This is a genomic window from Mangrovibacter plantisponsor (assembly GCF_003182475.1).
GTDB lineage: Bacteria > Pseudomonadota > Gammaproteobacteria > Enterobacterales > Enterobacteriaceae > Mangrovibacter > Mangrovibacter plantisponsor.
The window spans coordinates 1-24,938 of sequence record NZ_QGTS01000006.1 but is presented as its reverse complement, the minus strand read 5'-3'; the positions used below and the strand labels follow the sequence as shown (position 1 = coordinate 24,938).

Annotated in this window: 24 protein-coding genes; 16 read left to right on the top strand and 8 right to left on the bottom strand. The window is 49.3% G+C overall.

Going from position 1 to position 24,938, the window contains the following annotated elements:
* The first annotated feature begins 25 nt into the window (after positions 1-25).
* The 12 genes from bamA (at position 26) to tilS (ending at position 15,675) form a co-directional block, all read left to right on the top strand.
* The gene (bamA, locus tag DES37_RS10575; protein WP_036106002.1) at positions 26-2,431 is read left to right on the top strand and encodes an outer membrane protein assembly factor BamA; all 2,406 of its coding nucleotides are present in this window, start codon (positions 26-28) and stop codon (positions 2,429-2,431) included.
* Between the two features lie 119 nt (positions 2,432-2,550).
* Positions 2,551-3,045 (top strand): molecular chaperone Skp, encoded by a 495-nt coding sequence (skp, locus tag DES37_RS10570; protein WP_110025769.1) that lies wholly within the window; start codon positions 2,551-2,553, stop codon positions 3,043-3,045.
* Positions 3,046-3,050: 5 nt separating this feature from the next.
* Positions 3,051-4,076: a UDP-3-O-(3-hydroxymyristoyl)glucosamine N-acyltransferase gene (gene lpxD, locus DES37_RS10565; RefSeq protein ID WP_036105998.1), complete on the top strand. Its 1,026-nt coding sequence runs from the start codon at positions 3,051-3,053 to the stop codon at positions 4,074-4,076.
* 113 nt (positions 4,077-4,189) lie between these two features.
* Entirely contained in the window at positions 4,190-4,645 is a 456-nt protein-coding gene (gene fabZ / locus DES37_RS10560; protein WP_036105996.1) for a 3-hydroxyacyl-ACP dehydratase FabZ, read from the top strand.
* A gap of 3 nt (positions 4,646-4,648) precedes the next feature.
* On the top strand, positions 4,649-5,437 hold the full coding sequence (gene lpxA / locus DES37_RS10555; RefSeq protein ID WP_036105995.1) for an acyl-ACP--UDP-N-acetylglucosamine O-acyltransferase: 789 nt from the start codon (positions 4,649-4,651) through the stop codon (positions 5,435-5,437).
* Positions 5,438-6,586, top strand: a complete 1,149-nt coding sequence (gene lpxB, locus DES37_RS10550; RefSeq protein ID WP_036105992.1) for a lipid-A-disaccharide synthase — start codon at positions 5,438-5,440, stop codon at positions 6,584-6,586.
* Complete coding sequence (gene rnhB, locus DES37_RS10545; protein ID WP_036105989.1) at positions 6,583-7,176, top strand: ribonuclease HII; 594 nt, start codon at positions 6,583-6,585, stop codon at positions 7,174-7,176. Before lpxB ends, rnhB begins: the two co-directional genes overlap by 4 nt.
* Positions 7,177-7,216: 40 nt before the next feature.
* Entirely contained in the window at positions 7,217-10,699 is a 3,483-nt protein-coding gene (gene dnaE, locus DES37_RS10540) for a DNA polymerase III subunit alpha (RefSeq protein WP_110025768.1), read from the top strand.
* A gap of 12 nt (positions 10,700-10,711) precedes the next feature.
* Positions 10,712-11,671 (top strand): acetyl-CoA carboxylase carboxyl transferase subunit alpha, encoded by a 960-nt coding sequence (gene accA, locus DES37_RS10535; RefSeq protein WP_036105984.1) that lies wholly within the window; start codon positions 10,712-10,714, stop codon positions 11,669-11,671.
* Between the two features lie 100 nt (positions 11,672-11,771).
* The gene (locus DES37_RS10530) at positions 11,772-13,907 is read left to right on the top strand and encodes a lysine decarboxylase LdcC (RefSeq protein ID WP_110025767.1); all 2,136 of its coding nucleotides are present in this window, start codon (positions 11,772-11,774) and stop codon (positions 13,905-13,907) included.
* A 38-nt stretch (positions 13,908-13,945) separates the two neighbouring features.
* Positions 13,946-14,335: a VOC family protein gene (locus DES37_RS10525; protein WP_036105978.1), complete on the top strand. Its 390-nt coding sequence runs from the start codon at positions 13,946-13,948 to the stop codon at positions 14,333-14,335.
* A 29-nt stretch (positions 14,336-14,364) separates the two neighbouring features.
* Entirely contained in the window at positions 14,365-15,675 is a 1,311-nt protein-coding gene (tilS, locus tag DES37_RS10520) for a tRNA lysidine(34) synthetase TilS (RefSeq protein WP_110025944.1), read from the top strand.
* 28 nt (positions 15,676-15,703) lie between these two features.
* Here tilS and rof read toward each other — a convergent pair whose 3' ends face one another.
* Together rof and DES37_RS10510 are read right to left on the bottom strand one after the other, a co-directional pair.
* Positions 15,704-15,964, bottom strand: a complete 261-nt coding sequence (gene rof / locus DES37_RS10515; RefSeq protein WP_110025766.1) for a Rho-binding antiterminator — start codon at positions 15,962-15,964, stop codon at positions 15,704-15,706.
* On the bottom strand, positions 15,951-16,151 hold the full coding sequence (locus DES37_RS10510; protein WP_036105974.1) for a YaeP family protein: 201 nt from the start codon (positions 16,149-16,151) through the stop codon (positions 15,951-15,953). The genes rof and DES37_RS10510 overlap by 14 nt, the downstream gene beginning before the upstream one ends.
* A gap of 212 nt (positions 16,152-16,363) precedes the next feature.
* Between DES37_RS10510 and DES37_RS10505 the strand changes: the two genes are divergently transcribed.
* The 3 genes from DES37_RS10505 (at position 16,364) to nlpE (ending at position 18,183) form a co-directional block, all read left to right on the top strand.
* Positions 16,364-16,897 (top strand): YaeQ family protein, encoded by a 534-nt coding sequence (locus tag DES37_RS10505; RefSeq protein ID WP_036105972.1) that lies wholly within the window; start codon positions 16,364-16,366, stop codon positions 16,895-16,897.
* Between the two features lie 7 nt (positions 16,898-16,904).
* Complete coding sequence (arfB, locus tag DES37_RS10500; RefSeq protein WP_036105968.1) at positions 16,905-17,327, top strand: alternative ribosome rescue aminoacyl-tRNA hydrolase ArfB; 423 nt, start codon at positions 16,905-16,907, stop codon at positions 17,325-17,327.
* Positions 17,328-17,481: 154 nt separating this feature from the next.
* Positions 17,482-18,183: an envelope stress response activation lipoprotein NlpE gene (gene nlpE, locus DES37_RS10495; RefSeq protein WP_110025765.1), complete on the top strand. Its 702-nt coding sequence runs from the start codon at positions 17,482-17,484 to the stop codon at positions 18,181-18,183.
* Positions 18,184-18,266: 83 nt separating this feature from the next.
* On the opposite strand, the gene proS is transcribed toward nlpE, so the two are convergent.
* The 6 genes from proS to metN form a co-directional block, all read right to left on the bottom strand.
* Positions 18,267-19,985 (bottom strand): proline--tRNA ligase, encoded by a 1,719-nt coding sequence (proS, locus tag DES37_RS10490; RefSeq protein ID WP_110025764.1) that lies wholly within the window; start codon positions 19,983-19,985, stop codon positions 18,267-18,269.
* 105 nt (positions 19,986-20,090) lie between these two features.
* Complete coding sequence (gene tsaA / locus DES37_RS10485) at positions 20,091-20,798, bottom strand: tRNA (N6-threonylcarbamoyladenosine(37)-N6)-methyltransferase TrmO (RefSeq protein WP_110025763.1); 708 nt, start codon at positions 20,796-20,798, stop codon at positions 20,091-20,093.
* Between the two features lie 6 nt (positions 20,799-20,804).
* Positions 20,805-21,215: an Rcs stress response system protein RcsF gene (gene rcsF / locus DES37_RS10480; protein ID WP_036105956.1), complete on the bottom strand. Its 411-nt coding sequence runs from the start codon at positions 21,213-21,215 to the stop codon at positions 20,805-20,807.
* 126 nt (positions 21,216-21,341) lie between these two features.
* The gene (locus tag DES37_RS10475) at positions 21,342-22,157 is read right to left on the bottom strand and encodes a MetQ/NlpA family lipoprotein (RefSeq protein WP_036105953.1); all 816 of its coding nucleotides are present in this window, start codon (positions 22,155-22,157) and stop codon (positions 21,342-21,344) included.
* A 40-nt stretch (positions 22,158-22,197) separates the two neighbouring features.
* Complete coding sequence (locus DES37_RS10470; protein ID WP_036105950.1) at positions 22,198-22,851, bottom strand: methionine ABC transporter permease MetI; 654 nt, start codon at positions 22,849-22,851, stop codon at positions 22,198-22,200.
* A complete protein-coding gene (metN, locus tag DES37_RS10465; protein ID WP_036105947.1) occupies positions 22,844-23,875 on the bottom strand; it encodes a methionine ABC transporter ATP-binding protein MetN in 1,032 nt (343 codons plus the stop codon). Before metN ends, DES37_RS10470 begins: the two co-directional genes overlap by 8 nt.
* A gap of 185 nt (positions 23,876-24,060) precedes the next feature.
* On the opposite strand from metN, the gene gmhB reads away from it, so the two are divergent.
* A complete protein-coding gene (gene gmhB, locus DES37_RS10460) occupies positions 24,061-24,621 on the top strand; it encodes a D-glycero-beta-D-manno-heptose 1,7-bisphosphate 7-phosphatase (RefSeq protein ID WP_036105944.1) in 561 nt (186 codons plus the stop codon).
* Positions 24,622-24,938: the final 317 nt, after the last annotated feature.

Below are 24,938 nucleotides of genomic sequence, written 5' to 3'. Positions count from 1 at the left end.
AGGTTAGGAAGAACGCATAATAACGATGGCGATAAAAAAGTTGCTCATAGCGTCGCTGCTGTTTAGCAGCGCTACCGTATACGGCGCAGACGGTTTCGTAGTGAAGGATATTCATTTCGAAGGCCTGCAGCGAGTCGCCGTTGGTGCGGCCCTTCTCAGTATGCCGGTGCGTCCAGGGGACACCGTCACTGACGAGGATATCAGTAATACAATCCGTTCACTGTTCGCCACCGGTAACTTTGAAGATGTTCGTGTTCTGCGTGACGGCGATTCTTTGTTAGTTCAGGTCAAAGAGCGCCCGACGATTGCCAGCATCACGTTTGCCGGTAATAAGTCAGTGAAAGACGACATGCTCAAGCAGAACCTTGAAGCTTCAGGTGTGCGTGTCGGCGAAGCGCTGGACCGGACAACACTGTCTGATATCGAAAAGGGGCTGGAAGATTTCTACTATAGCGTTGGTAAATACAGTGCCAGCGTGAAAGCTGTAGTCACGCCACTTCCACGTAACCGTGTTGACCTGAAACTGGTTTTCCAGGAAGGGGTATCTGCCAAAATTCAGCAGATCAATATTGTTGGCAACCATGCTTACAGTACGGACAGCCTTGTATCCCGGTTCCAGTTACGCGATGAAGTGCCGTGGTGGAACGTTGTTGCTGACCAAAAATACCAGAAACAAAAACTGTCTGGTGACCTGGAAACCTTGCGCAGTTTCTACCTTGATCATGGTTATGCGCGTTTCAATATTGATTCAACTCAGGTCAGCCTCACGCCAGACAAGAAAGGCATTTATATCACCATCAATATCACTGAAGGCGATCAGTACAAGCTTTCGGGCGTAACCGTTCGCGGTAACCTGGCAGGTCACTCCGCTGAAATCGAAGCGCTGACTAAGATTGAGCCAGGCGAACTCTATAACGGCACGAAAGTGACGAAGATGGAAGACGACATCAAAAAACTCTTGGGTAAATACGGCTATGCGTATCCGCGCGTACAGACAGTACCCGAAATTGATGATGCGAATAAAACCGTTAAGCTGAATATCAATGTGGATGCGGGCAACCGTTTCTATGTTCGCCGTGTTCGTTTTGAAGGCAACGATATCACCAAAGATTCTGTGTTACGCCGTGAAATGCGTCAGATGGAAGGTGCGTGGCTGGGCAGTGATTTAGTTGAACAAGGTAAAGAGCGCCTGAACCGCCTTGGCTATTTCGAAACGGTAGATACGGATACACAACGTGTACCGGGTAACCCGGACGAAGTTGACGTAGTGTACAAAGTTAAAGAGCGTAATACCGGTAGCTTCAACTTTGGTGTCGGTTACGGTACAGAAAGCGGCGTCAGCTTCCAGGTCGGTGTGCAACAGGATAACTGGTTAGGTACTGGCTATTCAGTGGGTATCAACGGTACCAAGAATGATTACCAGACCTACTCTGAACTTTCTGTCACTAACCCGTATTTCACGGTCGACGGTGTCAGCCTCGGTGGTCGTATTTTCTATAACGACTTCAAAGCTGATGACGCAGACCTGTCTGACTATACCAACAAAAGTTATGGTCTGGACGGAACGCTGGGCTTCCCCATCAACGAATACAATACGTTGCGTGCGGGTTTAGGTTATGTGCATAACGACTTGTCAAATATGCAGCCTCAGGTGGCGATGTGGCGTTATCTGGATTCTGTTGGCCAGAAAGCTGACATGACTTCCACTGATAACGACTACAGTGCGGACGATTTCACCTTTAACTATGGCTGGACATATAACCGCCTTGACCGTGGTTTCTTCCCAACTTCAGGTACGCGCGTTAACCTGAATGGTAAAGTAACTATTCCTGGCTCCGATAACGAGTTCTACAAAGTTACGCTGGATACACAAAGTTATCTGCCGATTAACGATGACCACACCTGGGTACTGTTAGGCCGTACTCGTTGGGGTTATGGTGACGGGTTGGGTGGCAAAGAGATGCCATTCTATGAAAACTTCTACGCGGGTGGTTCAAGCACTGTGCGTGGCTTCCAGTCTAACAACATCGGTCCTAAAGCAGTTTATTATGGCCCGAGCCAGGATAACTGTAGCTCCGCTGCAGTTTGTAGCTCAAATGATGCAGTGGGTGGTAACGCTATGGGTGTGGCAAGCCTTGAGCTGATCACGCCAACTCCATTTGTTAGTGAGAAATATGCTAACTCACTGCGTACGTCGCTGTTTGTTGATGCAGGTAGTGTCTGGGATACGCACTGGAAAGATACCGCAGAGATGCGTGCGTTAGGTATCCCTGACTATAGTGATCCAACTAATATCCGTATGTCTGCGGGTGTGTCCTTACAATGGATGTCTCCATTAGGCCCACTGGTCTTTTCTTATGCGCAGCCATTTAAGAAATATGATGGAGACAAAGCGGAGCAGTTCCAGTTTAACATTGGTAAAACCTGGTAATTGTTTCGGGCCCGGGATGGCCTCGTAGTGCAAAGCTCAGCCAGTCAGTTCATTTTTGGTGACTACTGGCTGGCAAAAGCGTACCTTCGGGTATATTTGGGACGGTAAGGAGTTTTATTGTGAAAAAGTGGTTAGTTGCAGCAGGTTTGGGTCTGGTCATGGCTGCATCTGCTCAGGCAGCAGATAAAATCGCTGTAGTCAACATGGGGAACTTGTTCCAGCAAGTTGCGCAGAGCTCAGGTGTTTCTAAATCTCTTGAAAATGAGTTCAAAGGCCGCGCCAGTGAATTGCAAAGCATGGAAAACAGCCTGCAATCCCAAATGCAACGTCTGCAACGTGATGGTTCAACCATGAAAGCCAGCGACCGTAGCAAGCTGGAAAAAGATGTTATGGCTAAACGTGAAACCTTCCAGAGCAAAGCTCAGGCTTTTGAACAGGATCGCGCCCGCCGTTCTAATGAAGAACGTGGCAAACTGGTTACTCGTATTGAATCCGCAGTGAAAAAAGTGGCTGCTGATGAAGGTTACGATGTAGTGCTGGACGCCAACACTGTTGCTTATACCAGCAGTGACGTTAAAGATATCACTGCAGATGTTCTGAAACAGGTTAAATAAGTCTCATGCCTTCAATTCGACTGGCTGATTTAGCCCAGCAATTGGATGCCGAGTTACACGGTGATGGCGACATCGTCATCACCGGTGTGGCATCGATGCAATCTGCCGGGGAAGGCCAAATAACCTTTATGGTTAATCCACGTTATCGCGAGCACCTGGCCCAATGCCTGGCTTCTGCTGTTGTGATGACACCGGATGATTTACCTTACGCAAAAAGTGCCGCATTGGTGGTGAAAAACCCTTATGTGACTTATGCGCGTATGGCTCAAATTCTGGATACAACGCCGCAACCTGCAAAAAATATTGCTCCAAGTGCTGTTGTCGATGCCACCGCGAAATTAGGCGAAAATGTGGCAATTGGCGCAAACGCGGTTATTGAGTCAGGCGTTGAACTGGGTGATAACGTAGTCATTGGTGCTGGCTGTTTTGTGGGCAAGAACACCCATATTGGCGCTGGCACACGTTTGTGGGCCAATGTTACGGTTTACCATGAAATTCAGATTGGCCAGTCCTGCCTTATCCAGTCCGGCACTGTGATTGGTTCTGACGGTTTCGGCTACGCGAATGAACGCGGTAACTGGATCAAAATTCCTCAGCTTGGCCGCGTAATTATCGGCGATAACGTTGAGATTGGTGCATGCACCACCATAGACCGTGGCGCTCTTGACGATACAGTGATTGGCCAGGGTGTCATTATTGATAACCAGTGCCAGATTGCACATAACGTTGTGATTGGCGACAATACCGCAGTTGCTGGTGGTGTGATAATGGCTGGTAGCCTGAAAATTGGTCGCTACTGTATGATTGGTGGTGCCAGTGTTATCAACGGCCACATGGAAATTTGCGATAAGGTCACAGTAACAGGTATGGGGATGGTTATGCGTCCTATTACTGAGCCTGGCGTGTATTCGTCTGGTATTCCTTTGCAACCCAATAAAGTCTGGCGCAAAACAGCTGCGTTGGTGATGAATATCGATGACCTGACAAAACGTCTTAAAGCCATCGAGCGCAAAGTTAATCAACAAGACTGACGTCACCCGCGCTGACACGGATGTTGCCCGATTATCGGCCTGCAAGCGATCTATTTAGGTTGCCGCAGGCCGTGTTATTATTGCTTTTTAGTATATTGAACAGGAAGAGTATTTTGACTACTGACACTCATACTCTGCACATTGAAGAGATTTTAGAGTTACTGCCGCATCGTTTTCCTTTTTTGCTGGTAGACCGTGTGCTGGATTTTGAAGAAGGCCATTTTCTCCGTGCCGTGAAAAACGTTTCCGTCAATGAGCCGTTTTTCCAGGGACATTTCCCCGGTAAACCGATTTTTCCAGGTGTACTGATCCTGGAAGCGATGGCGCAGGCAACGGGTATTTTGGCATTTAAAAGCGTTGGTAAACTGGAGCCAGGTGAGCTTTACTATTTTGCAGGTATTGATGAAGCACGTTTCAAACGCCCAGTCGTACCTGGAGACCAGATGGTCATGGAAGTGACTTTCGAGAAAACACGTCGTGGACTGACCCGCTTTAAAGGCGTGGCTCTGGTTGACGGCAAAGTGGTTTGCGAAGCCACAATGATGTGTGCACGGAGCCGGGAGGCATAATACGTGATTGATAAAACCGCCTTTATTCATCCTACTGCCATTGTTGAAGACGGTGCTGTTATTGGTGCCGGTGCTCACATTGGTCCCTTTTGTATTGTCGGCCCCCATGTGGAAATTGGTTCTGGTACGGTTCTGAAATCCCATGTTGTTGTTAACGGTCATACGAAGATTGGCTGTGACAATGAGATTTACCAGTTTGCTTCAATTGGCGAAGTGAATCAGGACCTTAAATACGCAGGTGAACCAACGCGTGTGGAAATTGGTGACCGCAATCGCATTCGTGAAAGTGTCACTATTCACCGTGGAACAGCACAGGGTGGGGGATTAACTAAGGTGGGCAGCGATAACCTGTTGATGATCAATGCGCATATTGCGCATGATTGCACTGTGGGAAATCGCTGTATCCTTGCAAATAATGCAACACTTGCCGGGCATGTTTCCGTTGATGATTTCGCGATTATTGGCGGGATGACGGCTGTGCACCAATTCTGCATTATTGGCGCTCACGTCATGGTCGGTGGTTGTTCTGGTGTTGCTCAGGACGTACCACCGTATGTGATAGCGCAGGGGAACCATGCAACTCCATTTGGTGTGAATATTGAAGGCCTGAAACGCCGCGGCTTCAGCCGTGAAGCAATTACGGCAATCCGCAATGCGTACAAGCTACTGTATCGTAGCGGTAAAACGCTGGAAGAAGTGAAGCCAGAAATTACTGAACTGGCAGCTAAAATTCCTGAAGTTGCATTATTCACCGAGTTCTTTGAACGCTCGACACGTGGTTTAATTCGTTAAATGAAACCCGCTCGTCCCCTCACTATTGCCATGGTCGCCGGAGAAACCTCCGGCGATATTCTTGGTGCTGGTCTGATAAAAGCTTTAAAAGCCAGGCACCCTGATGCCCGCTTTGTTGGGGTCGCAGGGCCACGCATGCAGGCCGAAGGCTGTGAAGTTTGGTATGAAATGGAAGAACTGGCCGTTATGGGCATCGTTGAAGTATTAGGGCGTTTACCGCGCCTGCTTCATGTCCGTGCCGACCTGACCCGGCGTTTCAGTGAACTCAGGCCAGATGTGTTTGTGGGTATCGATGCACCAGATTTCAATCTCACACTGGAAGAGCGCCTCAAACAGCGTGGAATACGCACCGTTCATTATGTCAGCCCTTCAGTGTGGGCTTGGCGGCAAAAGCGTGTATTCAAAATAGGGCGGGCAACAGATATCGTTCTGGCGTTTCTGCCATTTGAAAAAGCCTTTTATGACCGTTACTCGGTGCCATGCCGGTTTATTGGGCACACAATGGCGGATGCGATGCCGTTAGACCCGGATAAGCTGGCTGCGCGTAAAACATTGGGTCTGGATCCGCAAGCGCGGTGCCTGGCGTTATTGCCAGGAAGCCGTCATGCCGAAGTATCAATGCTGAGCGCTGATTTTATTGCTACAGCGCAGTTACTTCGTAAGCGTTGGCCTAATCTTGAAGTTGTCGTGCCGCTGGTTAATGCTAAACGCCGTGCTGAGTTTGAAGAGATTAAACAGCGCGTTGCTCCTGATTTTCCGCTCCATTTACTGGACGGGCAGGCACGCGAAGCCATGGTCGCCAGTGATGCCGCATTACTGGCTTCGGGTACTGCTGCTTTGGAATGTATGCTGGCCAAATGCCCAATGGTTGTTGGGTATCGCATGAAACCGTTCACTTTCTGGCTGGCCAAACGCCTGGTGAAAACACAGTATGTCTCGCTGCCTAATTTGCTGGCCGGGCGCGAGCTGGTGCCGGAATTACTGCAGGATGAATGCCAGCCAGAAAAACTGGCGCAGGCATTAATTCCCATGCTGGAAGGTGGCGATGAGAGTAAGCATTTGCATGACACCTTCCGGGCATTACATGAGCAAATCCGGTGCAATGCGGATGAGCAGGCAGCACAGGCTGTACTGGAGTTAGTTCAATGAGTGAATTTATCTACCCGCATACACACAGAGTGGCGGGGGTTGATGAAGTGGGTCGGGGCCCACTCGTTGGGGCAGTGGTGACCGCCGCTGTTATCCTCGATCCCGCCCGCCCAATATCAGGACTGGCGGATTCGAAAAAATTATCTGAAAAGCGCCGCTTGTCACTGTACGACGAGATTGTTGATAAGGCTCTTGCCTGGAGCCTCGGTCGTGCTGAACCAGCAGAAATAGACTCGCTAAATATTCTTCATGCCACCATGCTTGCGATGCAGCGTGCTGTAGCCGGTTTGAGCATTTCACCTGAGTATGTATTGATAGACGGTAACCGTTGCCCGGTATTGCCTGTGCCTTCAATGGCAGTCGTCAAAGGTGACAGCCTGGTGGCCGAAATCAGTGCCGCTTCCATTCTGGCAAAAGTAACCCGCGATAAAGAAATGGTCGAACTGGACTTACAATATCCAGAATATGGGTTTGCTCAACATAAAGGCTACCCGACAGCTTATCACCTTGAAAAATTGGCGGCCCTGGGTGCGACAGAGCATCATCGCCGCAGTTTTGCCCCAGTCAAAAGAGCTCTGGGTCTGGCCTGAAACGCGGCCTGCCCATTGAGACCATTAACCGGATAAAGAGATGGCTGAACCACGTTTTGTCCACTTACGGATACACAGTGATTACTCGATGATTGATGGCCTGGCGAAAGTCGGGCCGTTGGTCAAAAAAGCTGCGTCACTCAACATGCCAGCAATGGCCATTACGGATTTCACCAACCTGTGTGGTCTGGTGAAATTTTATGGTGGCGCGCATGGCGTTGGCATGAAGCCTATTGTTGGCGCTGACCTGCAAATGACCAGTGAGATCAGTGGCGATGAAATGACGCAACTGACTGTGCTGGCTGTCAACAATACCGGTTATCAAAACCTGACATTGCTTATTTCTCATGCTTACCAGCGTGGTTATGGTGATGCAGGTCCGTGGATTGACCGCGAGTGGCTGGTTGAGTTGAGTGAAGGGCTGATTATCCTTTCCGGTGGGCGCATGGGAGAGGTGGGCAAAGCGATACTGCGCGGTAATGATGTTCAGGTTGAGCAGAGCCTGGCTTTCTGGAAACAGCATTTTCCGGACCGGTTCTACCTTGAATTGATTCGCACTGGTCGCCCCGATGAAGAAAGCTATTTGCATGCAGCTGTGAAGCTTGCAGAGCAGCATGGTTTGCCTGTTGTCGCAACCAATGATGTCCGTTTCCTGGAAGCATCAGACTTTGATGCCCATGAGATTCGTGTCGCCATTCATGATGGTTTTACACTCGATGACCCCAAACGCCCGCGCCTCTATTCTTCGCAGCAGTACATGCGTAGTGAAGACGAAATGTGCGAGTTGTTCGCCGATATTCCGGAAGCGCTGGAAAACAGCGTAGAAATTGCGAAGCGCTGCAATGTCACTGTGCGCCTTGGCGAATATTTCCTGCCTCAGTTCCCAACCGGTGATATGTCCACTGAGGACTTCCTGGTTAAAAAATCTCACGAAGGTCTTGAAGAGCGCCTTGCTTTCTTGTTCCCGGATGAAGAAGAGCGCCAGAAACTCCGGCCTCCTTATGATGAACGCCTGGAAACAGAACTCAAGGTTATCAACCAAATGGGGTTCCCGGGTTACTTCCTGATAGTCATGGAGTTTATCCAGTGGTCGAAAGATAACGGCGTTCCCGTTGGCCCTGGCCGTGGTTCAGGTGCGGGCTCACTGGTGGCATATTCACTCAAGATTACCGACCTCGACCCTCTGGCGCTGGATTTGCTGTTTGAACGTTTTCTCAACCCAGAACGTGTTTCCATGCCTGACTTCGACGTCGATTTTTGTATGGAAAAGCGTGACCGGGTCATTGACCACGTTGCGGACATGTACGGGCGTGATGCGGTTTCGCAGATAATTACATTCGGTACCATGGCAGCCAAAGCGGTTATTCGCGATGTTGGCCGTGTGCTTGGGCACCCGTATGGCTTCGTGGACCGCATTTCGAAACTGGTTCCACCAGACCCGGGGATGACCCTCGCCAAAGCATTCGAGGCAGAACCCCAGCTACCAGAAATTTATGAAGCGGATGAAGAAGTTCGTGCGCTGATTGATATGGCACGTAAGCTGGAAGGTGTCACACGTAATGCCGGGAAACATGCGGGTGGCGTGGTCATTTCACCCACCAAAATTACCGATTTTGCACCATTATATTGTGATGAACTGGGTGGTCACCCGGTTACGCAGTTTGATAAAAGCGATGTTGAATATGCCGGCCTGGTGAAGTTCGACTTCCTGGGCCTACGCACACTGACCATCATCAACTGGGCGATGGAAATGATCAACGCCCGCCGGGAGCGTGAAGGCCTGCCGCCATTAGATATTGCGGCGATTCCGCTTGATGATAAAAAAAGTTTCGATATGCTGCAGCGCTCAGAAACAACTGCGGTATTCCAGTTGGAATCCCGTGGTATGAAAGATCTGATTAAGCGCCTGCAGCCTGACTGCTTCGAAGACATGATAGCCCTGGTGGCACTGTTCCGGCCCGGGCCGCTGCAGTCCGGTATGGTGGATAACTTCATTGACCGTAAACACGGCAGGGAAGAAATATCCTATCCTGATGTTCAGTGGCAACATGAAAGCCTGAAGCCCGTTCTTGAGCCGACTTATGGCATCATCCTGTATCAGGAACAGGTGATGCAGATAGCGCAGGTTCTCTCTGGGTATACCCTGGGCGGCGCAGATATGCTGCGGCGTGCCATGGGTAAGAAAAAGCCAGAAGAGATGGCCAAACAACGCGGTACCTTCGAAGAGGGTGCAAAAAAGAATGGCGTTGACGGCGAGCTGGCAATGAAAATCTTTGACCTGGTGGAGAAATTCGCCGGTTATGGGTTTAACAAGTCACACTCCGCGGCTTATGCACTGGTGTCGTATCAGACGCTCTGGCTCAAGGCTCATTATCCCGCTGAGTTTATGGCGGCAGTGATGACAGCTGATATGGACAATACCGATAAAATTGTCGGGCTGGTGGATGAATGCTGGCGGATGGGGCTCAAAATTCTGCCACCAGATATAAACTCTGGTCTTTATCACTTCCATGTGAATAATGACGGGGAAATTGTGTATGGCATTGGCGCTATCAAGGGTGTGGGTGAAGGCCCGATTGAAGCCATTATTGAAGCGCGCAATGAAGGGGGCTATTTCCGCGAGTTGTTCGACTTGTGCGCCCGTACCGATACGAAGAAGTTAAACCGGCGAGTGCTGGAGAAACTGATTATGTCGGGGGCGTTCGACCGGCTGGGCCCACACCGGGCTGCGCTGATGAACTCTCTCGCCGATGCTCTTAAAGCTGCAGACCAGCATGCCAAAGCTGAAGCCATCGGCCAGGCAGATATGTTTGGTGTACTGGCGGAAGAGCCTGAGCAGGTGGAGCAGTCTTATGCCAGTGTAACACCCTGGCCTGAACAGGTTGTTCTGGATGGCGAGCGTGAAACCCTTGGGCTATACCTTACCGGGCACCCAATTAATCAGTATCTGAAAGAAATTGAGCGGTATGTTGGAGGGATGCGCCTGAAAGATATGCACCCGACCGAGCGTGGTAAAGTTACCACTGCTGCAGGTTTGGTGCTTGCTGCGCGGGTTATGGTCACCAAGCGAGGCAACCGTATTGGTATTTGTACTCTGGATGACCGTTCTGGTCGCCTGGAAGTGATGTTATTTACCGATGCTCTGGACAAATACCAGCAATTGCTGGAAAAAGACCGTATTTTGATCGTCAGCGGACAGGTCAGCTTTGATGACTTCAGCGGGGGGCTTAAAATGACCGCCCGCGAAGTCATAGATATTGACGAAGCCCGGGAAAAATATGCACGTGGGCTTGCTATCTCGCTGACGGACAGGCAAATTGATGACCAGCTTTTAAACCGTCTCCGCCAGTCACTGGAACCTCACCGTTCGGGGACCATTCCGGTACATCTCTATTATCAGAGGGCGGACGCACGTGCGCGGTTACGCTTTGGGGCAACGTGGCGTGTATCTCCGAGTGATCGTTTACTTAACGATTTACGTGGCCTTATTGGCTCGGAGCAGGTGGAACTGGAGTTTGACTAAAACAGGAATATTATGAGTCTGAATTTCCTTGATTTTGAACAGCCTATTGCAGAGCTGGAAGCGAAAATCGATTCCTTGACCAGCGTAGGCCGTCAGGATGAAAAACTGGATATAAATATCGACGAAGAAGTTCACCGTTTGCGCGAAAAAAGCGTGGAACTGACGCGTAAAATCTTCGCTGATTTGGGGGCCTGGCAAATTGCACAGCTCGCCCGTCATCCTCTGCGTCCTTATACTCTGGATTATGTTCGCCTGGCGTTCGATGAGTTTGATGAGCTGGCCGGTGACCGTGCTTATGCTGACGACAAAGCGATTGTCGGTGGTATTGCGCGTTTAGATGGCCGCCCGGTGATGATTATTGGTCACCAGAAAGGCCGTGAAACCAAAGAGAAGATCCGCCGTAACTTTGGTATGCCGGCACCTGAAGGTTACCGCAAAGCATTGCGCCTGATGGAAATGGCTGAGCGCTTCAATATGCCCATTATTACCTTCATTGACACACCCGGTGCTTATCCTGGTGTGGGGGCAGAAGAGCGTGGGCAGTCTGAAGCGATTGCCCGTAACCTGCGCGAAATGTCTCGCCTGAAAGTGCCTGTTATCTGCACAGTCATTGGTGAAGGTGGTTCAGGCGGCGCACTGGCAATTGGTGTTGGCGATAAAGTCAACATGTTGCAATACAGCACCTATTCTGTGATTTCACCGGAAGGTTGTGCCTCTATTCTGTGGAAAAGTGCGGATAAAGCCCCACTGGCTGCAGAGGCGATGGGGATTACCGCGCCACGTCTTAAAGAACTGAAACTGATAGACAGTGTGGTTGCCGAACCTTTGGGCGGGGCTCACCGTAACCCTGAAACCATGGCGGAATCACTGAAAGCGCAACTGATTGCTGATCTTGCTGATTTAGACGTGTTAAGCAAAGATGAGTTACTCGACCGTCGTTATCAGCGTTTGATGACCTACGGTTACGCTTAATTAACCGTTTGTCTTAAAGGGCCGCTTAGCGGCCCTTTTTCGTTTCAGGAATCAGGCAGCCTGGTTATGCTTACACAAAGGAATAAGCAAAGAGGTAACTGTGAATATTATCGCTATCATGGAAACGCATGGTGTGTTTTATAAAGAAGGCCCATTGCGTGAACTGGCCGATGCCCTGCGCCAGCACAATTTTCAACTTATCTTCCCAGGAAGCAGTGCTGACCTACTGAAATTGCTTGAGCATAATCCACGCATTTGTGGTGTGGTGTTTGACTGGGATGACTACGGCCTGGAGTTGTGCCCGGAAATCAACCAACTGAACGAACATTTGCCTCTGTATGCGTTCATCAATACGCATTCCACGTTAGATGTCAGTACCAATGAAATGCGTATGGCATTGTGCTTTTTTGAATACACCCTTGGAGTGGCACATGATATTGCTCAGCGTATTGTTCAGTACACTGATGAATATCTTGATGCCATTACTCCCCCTTTTACCAAAGCGCTGTTTACTTATGTCAAAGAAGGGAAATACACATTTTGTACCCCGGGCCATATGGGGGGAACAGCTTATCAAAAGAGCCCTGTTGGGTGCCTGTTTTACGATTTCTTTGGTGAGAATACCTTAAAGGCTGATGTCTCCATCTCTGTTACTGAACTGGGGTCTTTATTAGACCATTCCGGGCCGCATTTAGAGGCGGAAGAGTATATTGCCCGCACCTTTGGTGCCGAGCAGAGCTATATGGTCACAAACGGGACATCCACTTCGAACAAAATTGTTGGCATGTATGCAGCACCTGCTGGCAGCACAGTGCTGGTTGACCGTAACTGCCATAAATCCCTGACGCATTTGCTGATGATGAGCGATATCGTGCCACTCTGGTTAAAGCCGACACGCAATGCTCTGGGAATCCTGGGTGGTATTCCGCAGTCACAATTTTCACATGAGAGTATTCAGGGCAAAGTGGAGCTAACGCCTGGTGCGAGCTGGCCTGTTCACGCTGTGATAACCAACTCAACTTATGATGGCTTGTTGTACAACACCAACTGGATCAAGCAAACGCTGGATGTTCCGTCTATTCATTTTGATTCAGCCTGGGTGCCCTATACCCAGTTCCACCCAATTTATAGTGGAAAAAGTGGAATGAGTGGGGAGCGGGTTCCGGGTAAGGTCTTTTTTGAAACGCAGTCCACACACAAAATGTTGGCCGCACTTTCTCAGGCATCGCTGATTCATATTAAAGGTGACTACGATGAAGAAACCTTTAACGAAGCATACATGATGCATACTTCCACATCGCCCAGTTACCCCCTGGTGGCTTCCATTGAAACCGCTGCGGCCATGTTGCGGGGCAATCCCGGTCGGCGGTTGATCAATCGCTCTGTTGAACGGGCTTTGCATTTTCGCAAAGAGATTAAGCGCCTGCGAGAGGAAGCGGATGGGTGGTTTTTTGATATCTGGCAGCCAGAAGATATCGATGAAGCAGACTGCTGGCCCATAGAGCCCGGAGATAGCTGGCACGGTTTTCGCGATGCCTGCCATGCTCATATGTACCTTGATCCCGTGAAGGTCACGATCCTCACGCCGGGTATGGATCAACAAGGGACTATGGCGAGCGAAGGGATCCCTGCTGCACTGGTTGCCAAGTTTCTTGATGAACGCGGTGTGGTGGTGGAAAAAACGGGTCCGTATAATCTGTTGTTTCTGTTCAGTATTGGTATTGATAAAACCCGGGCGATGAGTTTGTTGCGTGGCCTGATGGAGTTCAAGCGTGCTTATGACCTGAATCTGCGGATGCGTAACATGCTGCCAGACTTGTATGCCCAGGCGCCTGATTTTTATCGTAATATGCGGATTCAGACACTGGCGCAAGGGATCCATGGACTTATCCAACAGCATGAGCTGCCACGCCTGATGTTAAGTGCGTTTGATGTTCTGCCCGAGATGGCGCTGACACCCCATCAAATGTACCAGCAACAGTTACGCGGTAATGTAGAAACGGTGGAAATTGAGAAACTTGCCGGTCGAGTTTCGGCAAATATGATCTTACCTTATCCTCCTGGCGTTCCCGTTGTTATGCCTGGGGAACGTATTACTGACGAAAGCAGGGGAGTGCTGGACTTTCTGCTAATGCTTTGTTCCATAGGTAAACATTACCCGGGCTTTGAAACGGATATTCATGGGACGAGGACTGGAGAAGACGGCGTCTACCGTGTGCGGGTGTTAAAAGAGTAACAGGCATTTTCACGCTGAAAGAAAGGGATAATGACATTATGCTGGCTATTAAACGCATTCATCATATTGCGATAATTGCTTCCGACTATGCGGCAAGTAAGCAATTTTATTGCGACATTCTGGGTTTTACTCTGCTTGCGGAGGTTTACCGTGAAGCACGGGACTCATGGAAGGCCGACCTCGGTTTGAACGGGCAGTATGTTATTGAGCTTTTCTCATTCCCTTTTCCACCTGCCCGGCCTTCAAGGCCTGAAGCCTGTGGTTTGCGCCACCTGGCGTTTGCTGTAGATGATATTCAGGCGGCCGTGAGTGTGCTGCAGAACAAAGGGGTAACCTGCGAACCAGTGAGAACAGATGAGTTCACCGGGAAACGGTTCACTTTTTTCAGTGACCCGGATGGGTTACCCCTCGAACTTTATCAGAGTTAATTACTGTGGCGAATGACAGTATGACGGCCATGTTACCCGGCCCTTTATTTTCCTTGTCTGACCTTGGCGCTCACCGCCACTTCCTGGTCGGTTTCAGTGGCGGGCTGGATTCGACAGTGCTGCTCCACCAACTGGTTGCACTGCGTGCTGAAAACCCGGCGTTATCTGTTCGGGCGGTACATGTGCACCATGGCTTAAGCGCTCACGCTGATGCCTGGCTGGCACATTGCAGGCAATTATGCCAGGTGTGGGGTGTTGAGTTCATTGCCTGCCATGTGATTGTATCCCCTGGTGGTAAAGGGGTCGAAGCAGCGGCGCGGGAAGCTCGGTATCAGGCGATTGAAACAGTTCTTGCTCCTGGCGAAGCATTACTGACTGCTCAGCACCTTGACGACCAAAGCGAGACTTTCTTACTTGCATTGAAGCGAGGTAGCGGGCCTGCCGGTCTTTCTGCCATGCCGCGAGAAATGCAGTTTTCCGGCCATACACTACTGCGCCCGTTATTATCACTTTCACGTACTGAGCTGGAGCATTATGCACAGGCTGCGAAGCTCCACTGGATTGACGATGACAGTAACACCGATACCAGGTATGACCGGAATTTTTTGCGCCTGGCTATCTTGCCTGAACTGAAACAGCGCTGGCCCCATTTCCCGCAGGCTGTAGCCAGAAGTGCACAGTTGTGTGCAGAACAGGAACAACTGCTGGATGAACTGCTTGCTGAAGAGCTTGAAGCACTGGTACAGCCTGGCGGTTCATTACAAATTGCACCTCTGAGCACCATGAGCGAAGTGCGGCGTGCTGCAATTTTACGGCGCTGGCTGGCGTATCTTGGCGCAAAAATGCCTTCACGGGAGCAATTAAAGCGGTTGTGGGATGAAGTGGCTATGAGCCGTGAGGATGCCATGCCTTGCCTTCATATAACACCATGGGAAGTTCGGCGTTTTCAGGGGGCGTTATACCTGGTCAAGCCTGCCAGAATTCCACGAGATGCCTGCATTCTCTGGGATAATCCGCAGGAGCCTTTGCAACTACCTGCCGGGGGAGGGCAAGTATATTTCCGCGAGACTCCGGGTAATGGCCTGATGGTGCGGCCAGCAAAAGCAGATGAAACCGTGTCCATTCGTTTTGCGGCTTCCGGGTTATTGCATATTGTCGGGCGGGACAAAGGGCGGGGACTGAAGAAAATATGGCAGGAACTGGGGGTTGCTCCGTGGGAGCGAAAGGCTGTTCCGTTATTGTTTTATAACGAGCAACTTATTGCGGCGGCAGGGTATTTTATTACTCAGCAGGGTGAGCCCGGGCCTGACCAGTGGTACTTTGGCTGGCTGCCTGAATAAATCAGGGCAGCGTTGCTGCCCTGAGAAATTATGAGTCACTGACCACTACAGTGCCAATTTCCGGGTGGCTGAAACTGGCAATTTTATCAAGGCGCAGCTCCTGACTGCTTCCTTCATCATCCAGCACCAGGTATTCAACGTTTTTACGCGAAATCAGATCCTGTGCCTTTGCTTTTATTACATCACCCGTTTTTAATTCTACGGTCAGCATCAGGTGATGCTGGCAGGCCAGTTCCAGGTTGTCGTAGTCATCGCAATTGATCGGTTGGTACGCATCATTCATTGACATAATCGCTCACCAGTAAGTTAGCGGCAGCGTAAGCTGCAGGTTCCCTGACAGAATCAGAAAGCGTTTCGTCTGAGGCAATGTTGTTCAACGTTTTCAATACACAACCCAGCGCATCAGGCACATAGCCCAGGTCGCCACTGGCAATTTCTGAGTAACGTCTGCGAATCAAATCACAATATTTTTCCACATACCCTCCAGTCAGCTTTTGGCTACAGACTTATACATGGGATGCCAGTTAAGCCTACGAAGATAAATGCTGTTTCGCAAGGTGACTATAGCATACTCATCTAATTGATATTACCGCGGGCTTATGTAAAGTCACGCATAAATTCATTCGTTTACCTGCGCAAATTAATGCTTTTCGTTACAATGCGCGTCAAGTGTATTTGTGGGGGATGTATGGCATTAAAAGCAACGGTTTATAAGGCTACAGTGAATGTGGCAGACCTGGACAGACACGTCTATCTGGAACAAAACCTTACTCTGGCTCAGCACCCATCGGAAACCCAGGAAAGGATGATGCTTCGTCTGCTGGCCTGGATAATGTATGCCAGCGAATCTTTGCAATTTACCCGTGGTTTATGTGCGGATGATGAGCCTGAACTCTGGTTACGCAATGACTTCGGTGGAATTGAACTTTGGGTAGATTTAGGACTCCCAGAAGAGAAGCGCCTCAAAAAAGCCAATAGTCTTTCAGATAAAGTGGTTTTGTTTGCTTATAATTCCCGGGCAGCACAAGTGTGGTATGAGCAGATGCAAGGCGTAATCAGTGGTTATGCTGATTTAACAGTATGGTATCTGGACGATCAACAACTGGCGCAACTTACTGCGTTGATATCCCGTACGATGTCACTCCAGGCAACGCTTCAGGAAGGTGTTATCTGGTTGTCTGATGGCAACAATAATCTGGAAATACAACCTCATCAATGGTGAATCACGGATGATTAGACTATCAAATAGTGTTGTTTTACAAGATGAAGAGCTGGATATAACAGCGATTCGTGCTCAGGGAGCGGGCGGGCAGCATGTTAATAAAACATCCACGGCAATTCATTTGCGCTTCAATATTCAGCAATCGTCACTACCTGAGCACTACAAGGCGCGTTTACTGGCTGCCACGCATCACTTAATTACGGAAGATGGCGTAATCATTATTAAATCGCAATCATATCGTAGCCAGCAGATGAACAAAGATGCTGCAATCTCGCGTCTTGTCACATTGATTCGTGAGTTGACCCGGGAAGAAAAGAACCGAAAAAGTACGAAACCAACACGGAAAAGTGTTGAACGCCGGCTGGATAACAAGAATAAACACAGTATTGTGAAAACCTTGCGCAGCAAGGTGCGCCGCTTTTTTGAGTGAGAAACTGGCGGTTTTTTCTAAAATATTGAGAATTTTCAGGCAGTCACCATATCGTTGTTCAGGTATAACGATAATAAAAAACAAAAAATCCTGCTTTTGAGGCAAGTTTAATGCCAGGCACAAGCCGAAAAGTTACTGGATAAGGAATGAGAAAGTGAGAAAAATTATTATAGCGGTATCTGTTGTGCTGGGCAGTATGCTGGCGCTGTCAGGCTGTAATAACCGTGCTGAGGGCGTTGCTGTCGTACCGGCAGAGTTCAAACCCATGCAACAGAGCTACAAGGGTGTTTTGCCATGCGCGGATTGTGGCGGGATTGAAACCAGCCTGTTCTTAGAAAAAGATGGCTCATGGGTTATGCAGCAAGAATATCAGGGGCGCGGCGACGGGGCTGTGACGGCTTCCTGGGGAACCTGGGCAAGAACGGCGAATAAACTGACATTAACGGCTACTGATGGTGAAAAATGGTACTTCCACCCTCAGGGCGATTCACTGGTGATGCTGGATAAACAAGGCGATTCCATTCATTCCTCGTTGAACTATACATTAAAACCGGCTCAGCAGGCGCTTCCCGTGCAACCGATGCCAATGCGGGGTTTGTATAAATATATGGCTGATACCGCGACTTTTACCGATTGTGCGACGGGTAAGCGGTTTTCTGTCGTCAGCAATATCGCGCTGGAAAGAGGTTACAGGGCAAATCGCAAGCCTGATATGGAGCCAGTTTTAGTGGTGTTGGATGCACATTTTACACGGGAGCCTAACCCCGACACCGGTGTAATGCATATTGCGCTGGTGGCAGATTCTGAGGGGATTTTTAAACCCGATACGGGCTGTAGTACAACAGCTCAACAGTGACAGTTAGATGTAATACGTAATATATGTAATAAAAGAAAAGCCCTGTGATTTCTCAACAGGGCTTTTTAGTCAGTAATCAGGTTTTAGCCTTTGATCTGGCTGACGAGGTAATCGAGAACTTCGCCAACTTTAATCATTTTCTTCTCACCTTCACGGCGATATTTGTATTCGATATCGTCGCTGTCCAGGTTACGGTCGCCGATAACAACCGTATGCGGAATCCCAATCAATTCCATATCGGCAAACATAACGCCCGGGCGTTCTTTACGGTCATCCAGAAGCACTTCAATACCCTGAGCGCGCAATTCGTTATACAGGCGTTCAGCAACTTCCTGAACCCGGAAAGATTTGTGCATGTTCATTGGCAGAATTGCAACCTGGAAAGGTGCAATGGCTTCAGGCCAGACAATACCGCGCTCATCGTTATTCTGTTCAATTGCAGCTGCCACTACACGTGTTACACCAATACCGTAGCAACCCATTGTCAGCGTCTGGTTACGGCCATCTTCACCCTGGACAGAGGCTTTCAGCGCAGCTGAATATTTGGTACCTAACTGGAAGATATGCCCCACTTCAATACCACGTTTGATAAGCAAAGTACCCTGGCCATCCGGGCTTGGATCACCTTCAACGACATTACGGATATCGGCAACAGCAGGCAGCGCGACATCACGCTCCCAGTTGATACCGAAGAAGTGTTTACCATCAATGTTCGCACCAGCGGCAAAATCACTCATTGCTGCCACGCTACGGTCAACAACTACCGGTATTGGCATGTTCACCGGGCCAAGGGAACCCGGGCCTGCTTTAACAATTGCACGAATTTCTTCTTCTGTTGCAAAAGTCAGTGGGCTGGCAACCAGCGGTAACTTCTCGGCTTTAACTTCATTCAGCTCATGGTCACCACGCACCAGCAGAGCAACCAGTGAGTGTTCGCTGTCTTCAGTGGCTTTTACCAGCAGTGTTTTGACGGTTTTTTCTACAGGTAAATTAAACTGCTCTACCAGCTCTGCAATAGTTTTCGCATTCGGAGTATCAACGGTGCTCATAGCCTGAGAAGGCGCAGCACGTTCTGTGGCTGGAGCTACGGCTTCTGCCAGCTCAATATTAGCGGCAAAATCAGACTCGGTAGAGAAAACAATATCGTCTTCACCGCTTTGTGCCAGGACCTGAAACTCATGAGAAGCACTGCCGCCAATTGAGCCGGTGTCAGCCTGAACAGCACGGAAATCCAGCCCCATACGGGAGAAAATCTTGCTGTACGCCTGGTACATGGTGTCGTAAGTTTCTTGCAATGATTCCTGAGTGGTGTGGAACGAATAAGCATCTTTCATGATAAATTCGCGTGAACGCATGACACCAAAACGGGGGCGCACTTCATCACGGAATTTGGTTTGGATCTGGAAGAAGTTGAGCGGTAATTGTTTGTAGGAGCTCAACTCGTTACGAACCAGGTCGGTAATCACTTCTTCATGCGTTGGGCCTAATACAAACGGGCGCTCACCACGGTCAACAAAACGCAGTAATTCCGGGCCATATTGTTCCCAACGGCCACTTTCCAGCCAGAGGTCAGCGGGCTGGACAACGGGCATAGACACCTCGATAGCACCGGCATTATTCATCTCTTCGCGCACGATGTTTTCGACTTTCTTCAGAACGCGTAAACCGGTGGGCAACCAGGTGTACAAACCGGAGGCCAGCTTACGAATCATACCAGCACGGAGCATCAACTGATGGCTGATGACTTCGGCGTCGGCGGGTGTCTCCTTAAGAGTGGAGAGCAAGTATTGGCTAGTACGCATGTTGTTACGGTTCCAGTTGAACAAAGGTTTCAGGCACAATGCCTGATATAAAAAGTGGTTTAGTTTACCAGTGTGGGCCAGATGTCAAAAGGGTGAACAGTGAAATTAGCGCGGCTCCAGCGCGAAGACTTCAGCGCCAGCCCCGGTTATTCGCCAGCGAACGTTGAAGCCTGCCAGCAATACTGCATAGGTTTTGCCTGGCGCCTCCGATTTTCGGTAAGCCGGGCGGGGATCCTGGGACAGAACCTCAACAATAAAACGTTCTAAGTCAGGGGAGTGTGATGCCAGGTGGTGCAACTGCTCCCTGACCTGGGTGGTAAAGGTTATGGCAAGAGCAGCCGGTGGCTCCGTCTGCGCATAACCAGCACGGGCATCCGGTATGGATTCAGCAAAAGGCAGATAGGGTTTGATATCAATAACGGGGGTTCCATCAACCAGATCCAGCCCGCCGAGGTGCAAAATCACTTTCTGACCCTGGCATTCCACACGTTTAAGAGCCACCAGAGACTGCCCTACCGGATTTGGCCTGAAAGTTGAGCGTGTGGCGAAAACGCCCATACGCGTATTCCCCCCCAGCCGGGGAGGACGCACTGTGGGACGCCAGCCGTTTTCCATTGTTTGGTGAAAAACGAATATCACCCATAAATGGCTAAAGTTTTCCAGGCCGCGAACAGCCTCTGCCTGATTATAAGGGGGGAGAAGGTGTAATTCCCCTCCCATGGCATTTACCAAACCGGGTTGCCGCGGAACAGCAAATTTTTCCTTATATGGGGAGTGAATAACCCCTATCTGGTTAAGCTCGAAAACGCTCATCTGGCGTTATTTCTCAGAAACCTGTAATGCTGAACCCTGGCATACGGCCTGGCGGTAGCAACCGGGGGTACCGCTGGTAACTTCGCAGCTATGCAGCAAAACCGCGTTGGCTTTCATTTTCGAAGCATTAATTTGCATACGCTTGCGTGCTGTTGGGATATTGGGCGGAGAATCCTGGCTACTTGACTGGCAGGATTCCCCAGAGACTTCGCCTAAATCGCGGAAGGGTTTACCCACCAGTGCAGTTGCGTCTGTGTAAATCTGAACAGGTGCCGCGTGGCTCACTTTGGGTTGAGTATGTTCTGTTTTCGGCGGCGTTACGGTGCTTTCAACAGGTTCTACAGGGGATCTATTTAACAATGAGCAGCCGCTGAGAAGACTCGCAAGCGCAATTAAACAGACCGGTAAAGCACGCATAATAATTCCTCGGTAAAAGTGAAAACGGAATAGTTAAAACGGCTGTTATTGAAGCAAGCTATGGCACAAATAACAAGACGGGCTTGCGCCCGTCCTGTAATTATTTGTTTGTTGCCTGAGAAAGTCTTACCAACCTTTCACCGCGCCGCCGTTAAAAATCTTGTTCGCAGCTTCAGCAACTTCATCTGATTCATATGCTTTAACGAATTTTTTCACGTTCTCAGCATCTTTATTATCTTCACGAGCCACAATCAGGTTCACGTACGGAGAATCTTTATCTTCAACAAAGATACCGTCTTTTTCCGGTGTTAAACCAATCTGGCTGGCATAAGTGGTATTGATAACAGCAAGAGCGATTTGCGCATCATCCAAAGAACGTGGCAATTGCGGCGCTTCCAGTTCAACAATCTTCAGGTTTTTCGGGTTTTCGGTGATATCCAGTACGGTCGGCAACAGGCCAACACCATCTTTGAGTTTAATCAGACCCACTTTTTGCAGTAACAGCAAGGAGCGGCCCAGGTTAGTCGGGTCGTTCGGTACGGCGACTTGAGCGCCATCCTGCAGTTCACTGAGGGATTTGATTTTTTTAGAGTAACCGGCAATCGGGTAAACAAAGGTGTTACCGACTGGAACCAGTTTATAACCACGGTCTTTAATCTGCTGATCAAGATACGGTTTATGCTGGAACGCATTGACGTCGATGTCGCCTTTGCTCAATGCTTCATTAGGCAGCACGTAATCGTTGAAGGTAACCAGCTCAACATCCAGACCATATTTTTCTTTAGCGACTTTCTGTGCAACTTCGGCAACTTGTTGTTCAGCCCCGACGATAACACCGACTTTAATGTGATTAGGATCTTTTTCTTCCTGACCACAACCCACCAGAGCTAAAGAACCGATTAATGCGCCAATTGCTGCAAAGGTTCTGAATTTAAAAGACATATCCTTTCCTTATTTATATACAGTCGTGTTGATTATGTAATTACTTGTGAGTCACAGCCCGGACGATACGATCGCCACAGAATTGAATCAGGTATACCAACAGTACCAGCAGTACCAGTACGGTATTCATAACAGTAGCATCATAACCGATATAGCCGTACTGATAACCAATCTGCCCAAGACCGCCAGCACCTACAGCACCGCCCATTGCGGAATAACCGACCAGGGTTATCAGAGTGATAGTAGCGGCATTAACCAGTCCTGCCAGTGCTTCAGGGAGTAAAACTTTACGAATAATTTGCAGCGGCGTTGCACCCATTGCTCGTGAAGCTTCAATTAACCCTGACGGAATTTCCAACAAGGCGTTTTCAACCATACGGGCAATAAATGGTGCGGCGCCAACAGTCAGTGGAACAATAGCAGCCTGAAGGCCAATTGATGTGCCAACAATCAGGCGCGTAAATGGAATCATCCACACCAGTAAAATAATAAAAGGAATGGAGCGGAAAATATTCACCAGTGCAGAGATCGAGCGATAGAGTTTCCCGTTCTCAAGGATTTGTCCTGGGCGTGTAATATAAAGCAGTACGCCGACAGGGAGCCCGAGCACAAAGCCAAAAAAGCCTGAGACGAATGTCATCGCAAGGGTTTCCCAGACACCGCGAACCATCAACCACATCATTGCTTCAGACATAACCCAGTACCTCAATTTTCACATGATGTTGTTGTAAATAAGCGATGGCTGCAGCTGTATCGGCACTTTCTCCATGCATTTCGGTCAGCATAATGCCGAACTTAACTCCACCGGCATAATCCATTTGCGCACTAATAATGTTGTTGTTCACATTAAAACGGCGAGCTGTTTCAGATAAAAGCGGTGCATCTACAGACTGGCCAGTAAACTCAAGCCTTAGCAGTGGGACAGTATCGCCATTGCTGGTGGGCGACAGGCGCTGCACGTAGTCATCCGGAATATCCAGGTGCAACGTAGACTGGATAAATTGTTGTGCCAGCGGTGTTTTAGGGTGAGAGAACACTTCACTGACGGTGTCTTGCTCAATCAGCTCACCATTACTGATAACCGCTACGCAATCACAAATACGCTTCACCACGTCCATTTCGTGGGTGATGAGTAAAATGGTCAGGCCCAGGCGGCGGTTGATATCTTTCAGCAGTTCCAGAATAGCGCGTGTTGTTGCCGGGTCTAGCGCACTGGTTGCTTCATCGCACAGCAGAACTTTAGGGTTACTGGCCAGAGCCCTGGCAATAGCAACACGCTGTTTTTGCCCACCAGATAAATTGGCAGGGTAGACATCTTTCTTCTCGCTGAGCCCTACAAGCTCCAGCAATTCTGTCACACGAGTGTTAATCGCATCGCGAGACAGGCCATCAAGCTCAAGTGGCAGTGCGATATTCCCGAAAACAGTACGGGAGGAAAGCAGGTTAAAGTGCTGGAAGATCATGCCAATCTGGCGGCGGGCTTTGGTTAATTGTGTGGCAGACAGCGCAGTCAAATCCTGGCCATCAACCAGAACGCTACCTTGTGTTGGGCGCTCAAGCAGGTTCACGCACCGTATTAAGGTACTCTTACCCGCACCGGATGCGCCGATGACGCCGTAAATTTGCCCGGCAGGAACGTGCAGAGACACATCTTTCAGTGCCTGTATTGTGCGGTTCCCCTGCTGGAACTCTTTGGTGATGTTAGACAGTTTAATCATTAGTGTAATTGTTATCTTATAAAAGTAAGCCGTGGCATTTTATTCTGCCCGATACACCCTCGGGCATCGATGGATATGGATGTTAAGGCATCCAGACGTCTAAATCAATCTAAGTCATCAGGCAAATGTTGTCGCGAAGGAAACGTGCGATAATAGCGCCACTTTATTTCGTCAGGAGTCTTCAGGTGGCCCAAACTGTACCCGCAATCTTTCTGGATCGTGATGGCACGATTAATGTCGATCACGGCTATGTCCATGAAATCGATAAATTTGAATTCATTGATGGTGTGATTGAGGCACTACGTGAGTTAAAAGCAATGGGGTTCGCCCTTGTTTTGGTAACTAACCAGTCTGGTATTGCCCGGGGCATATTCAGCGAAGCACAGTTTGAACAACTTACTGAATGGATGGACTGGTCGCTGGCAGACAGAGGTGTTGACCTGGATGGCATCTATTATTGCCCGCACCACCCGGAAGGCACTGTAGATGAATACCGCCAGCAATGTGATTGCCGCAAACCACAACCCGGTATGCTGATTTCTGCTCGTGATTATCTGCATATAGATATGGCTGCATCTTATATGGTAGGAGATAAAGCTGAAGATATGCAGGCTGCACAGGCGGCTGGTGTTGGAACAAAAGTGCTGGTGCGTACTGGTAAGCCTGTTACGCCTGAGGCGCAGGCTATGGCCGATATGGTGGCAGACAGCCTTGCAGACTTACCAAAACTGATTAAAAAACGCTGAAATGACTAAAAGGTGAGCGGTTGGAATTTTTTTTGTGTTTTCCGCTTGCCATCCCAAAACATGGCCCTATAATGCGCCTCCATCGACACGGCGGCACGCTTCACTGAGTGCAGTAAGCCGGGAAGATAAAGAGAAAAAATCCTGAAAAATTGGGTTGACTCTGAAAGAGGAAAGCGTAATATACGCCACCTCGCGACAGCAGGCAGAATGCCGGGTCGCACTGCTCTTTAACAATTTATCAGACAATCTGTGTGGGCACTCATAAGCACTGATATCTTAACGTCGAAAGACGCTAAAAATTATCAAGTCTTAAAGAG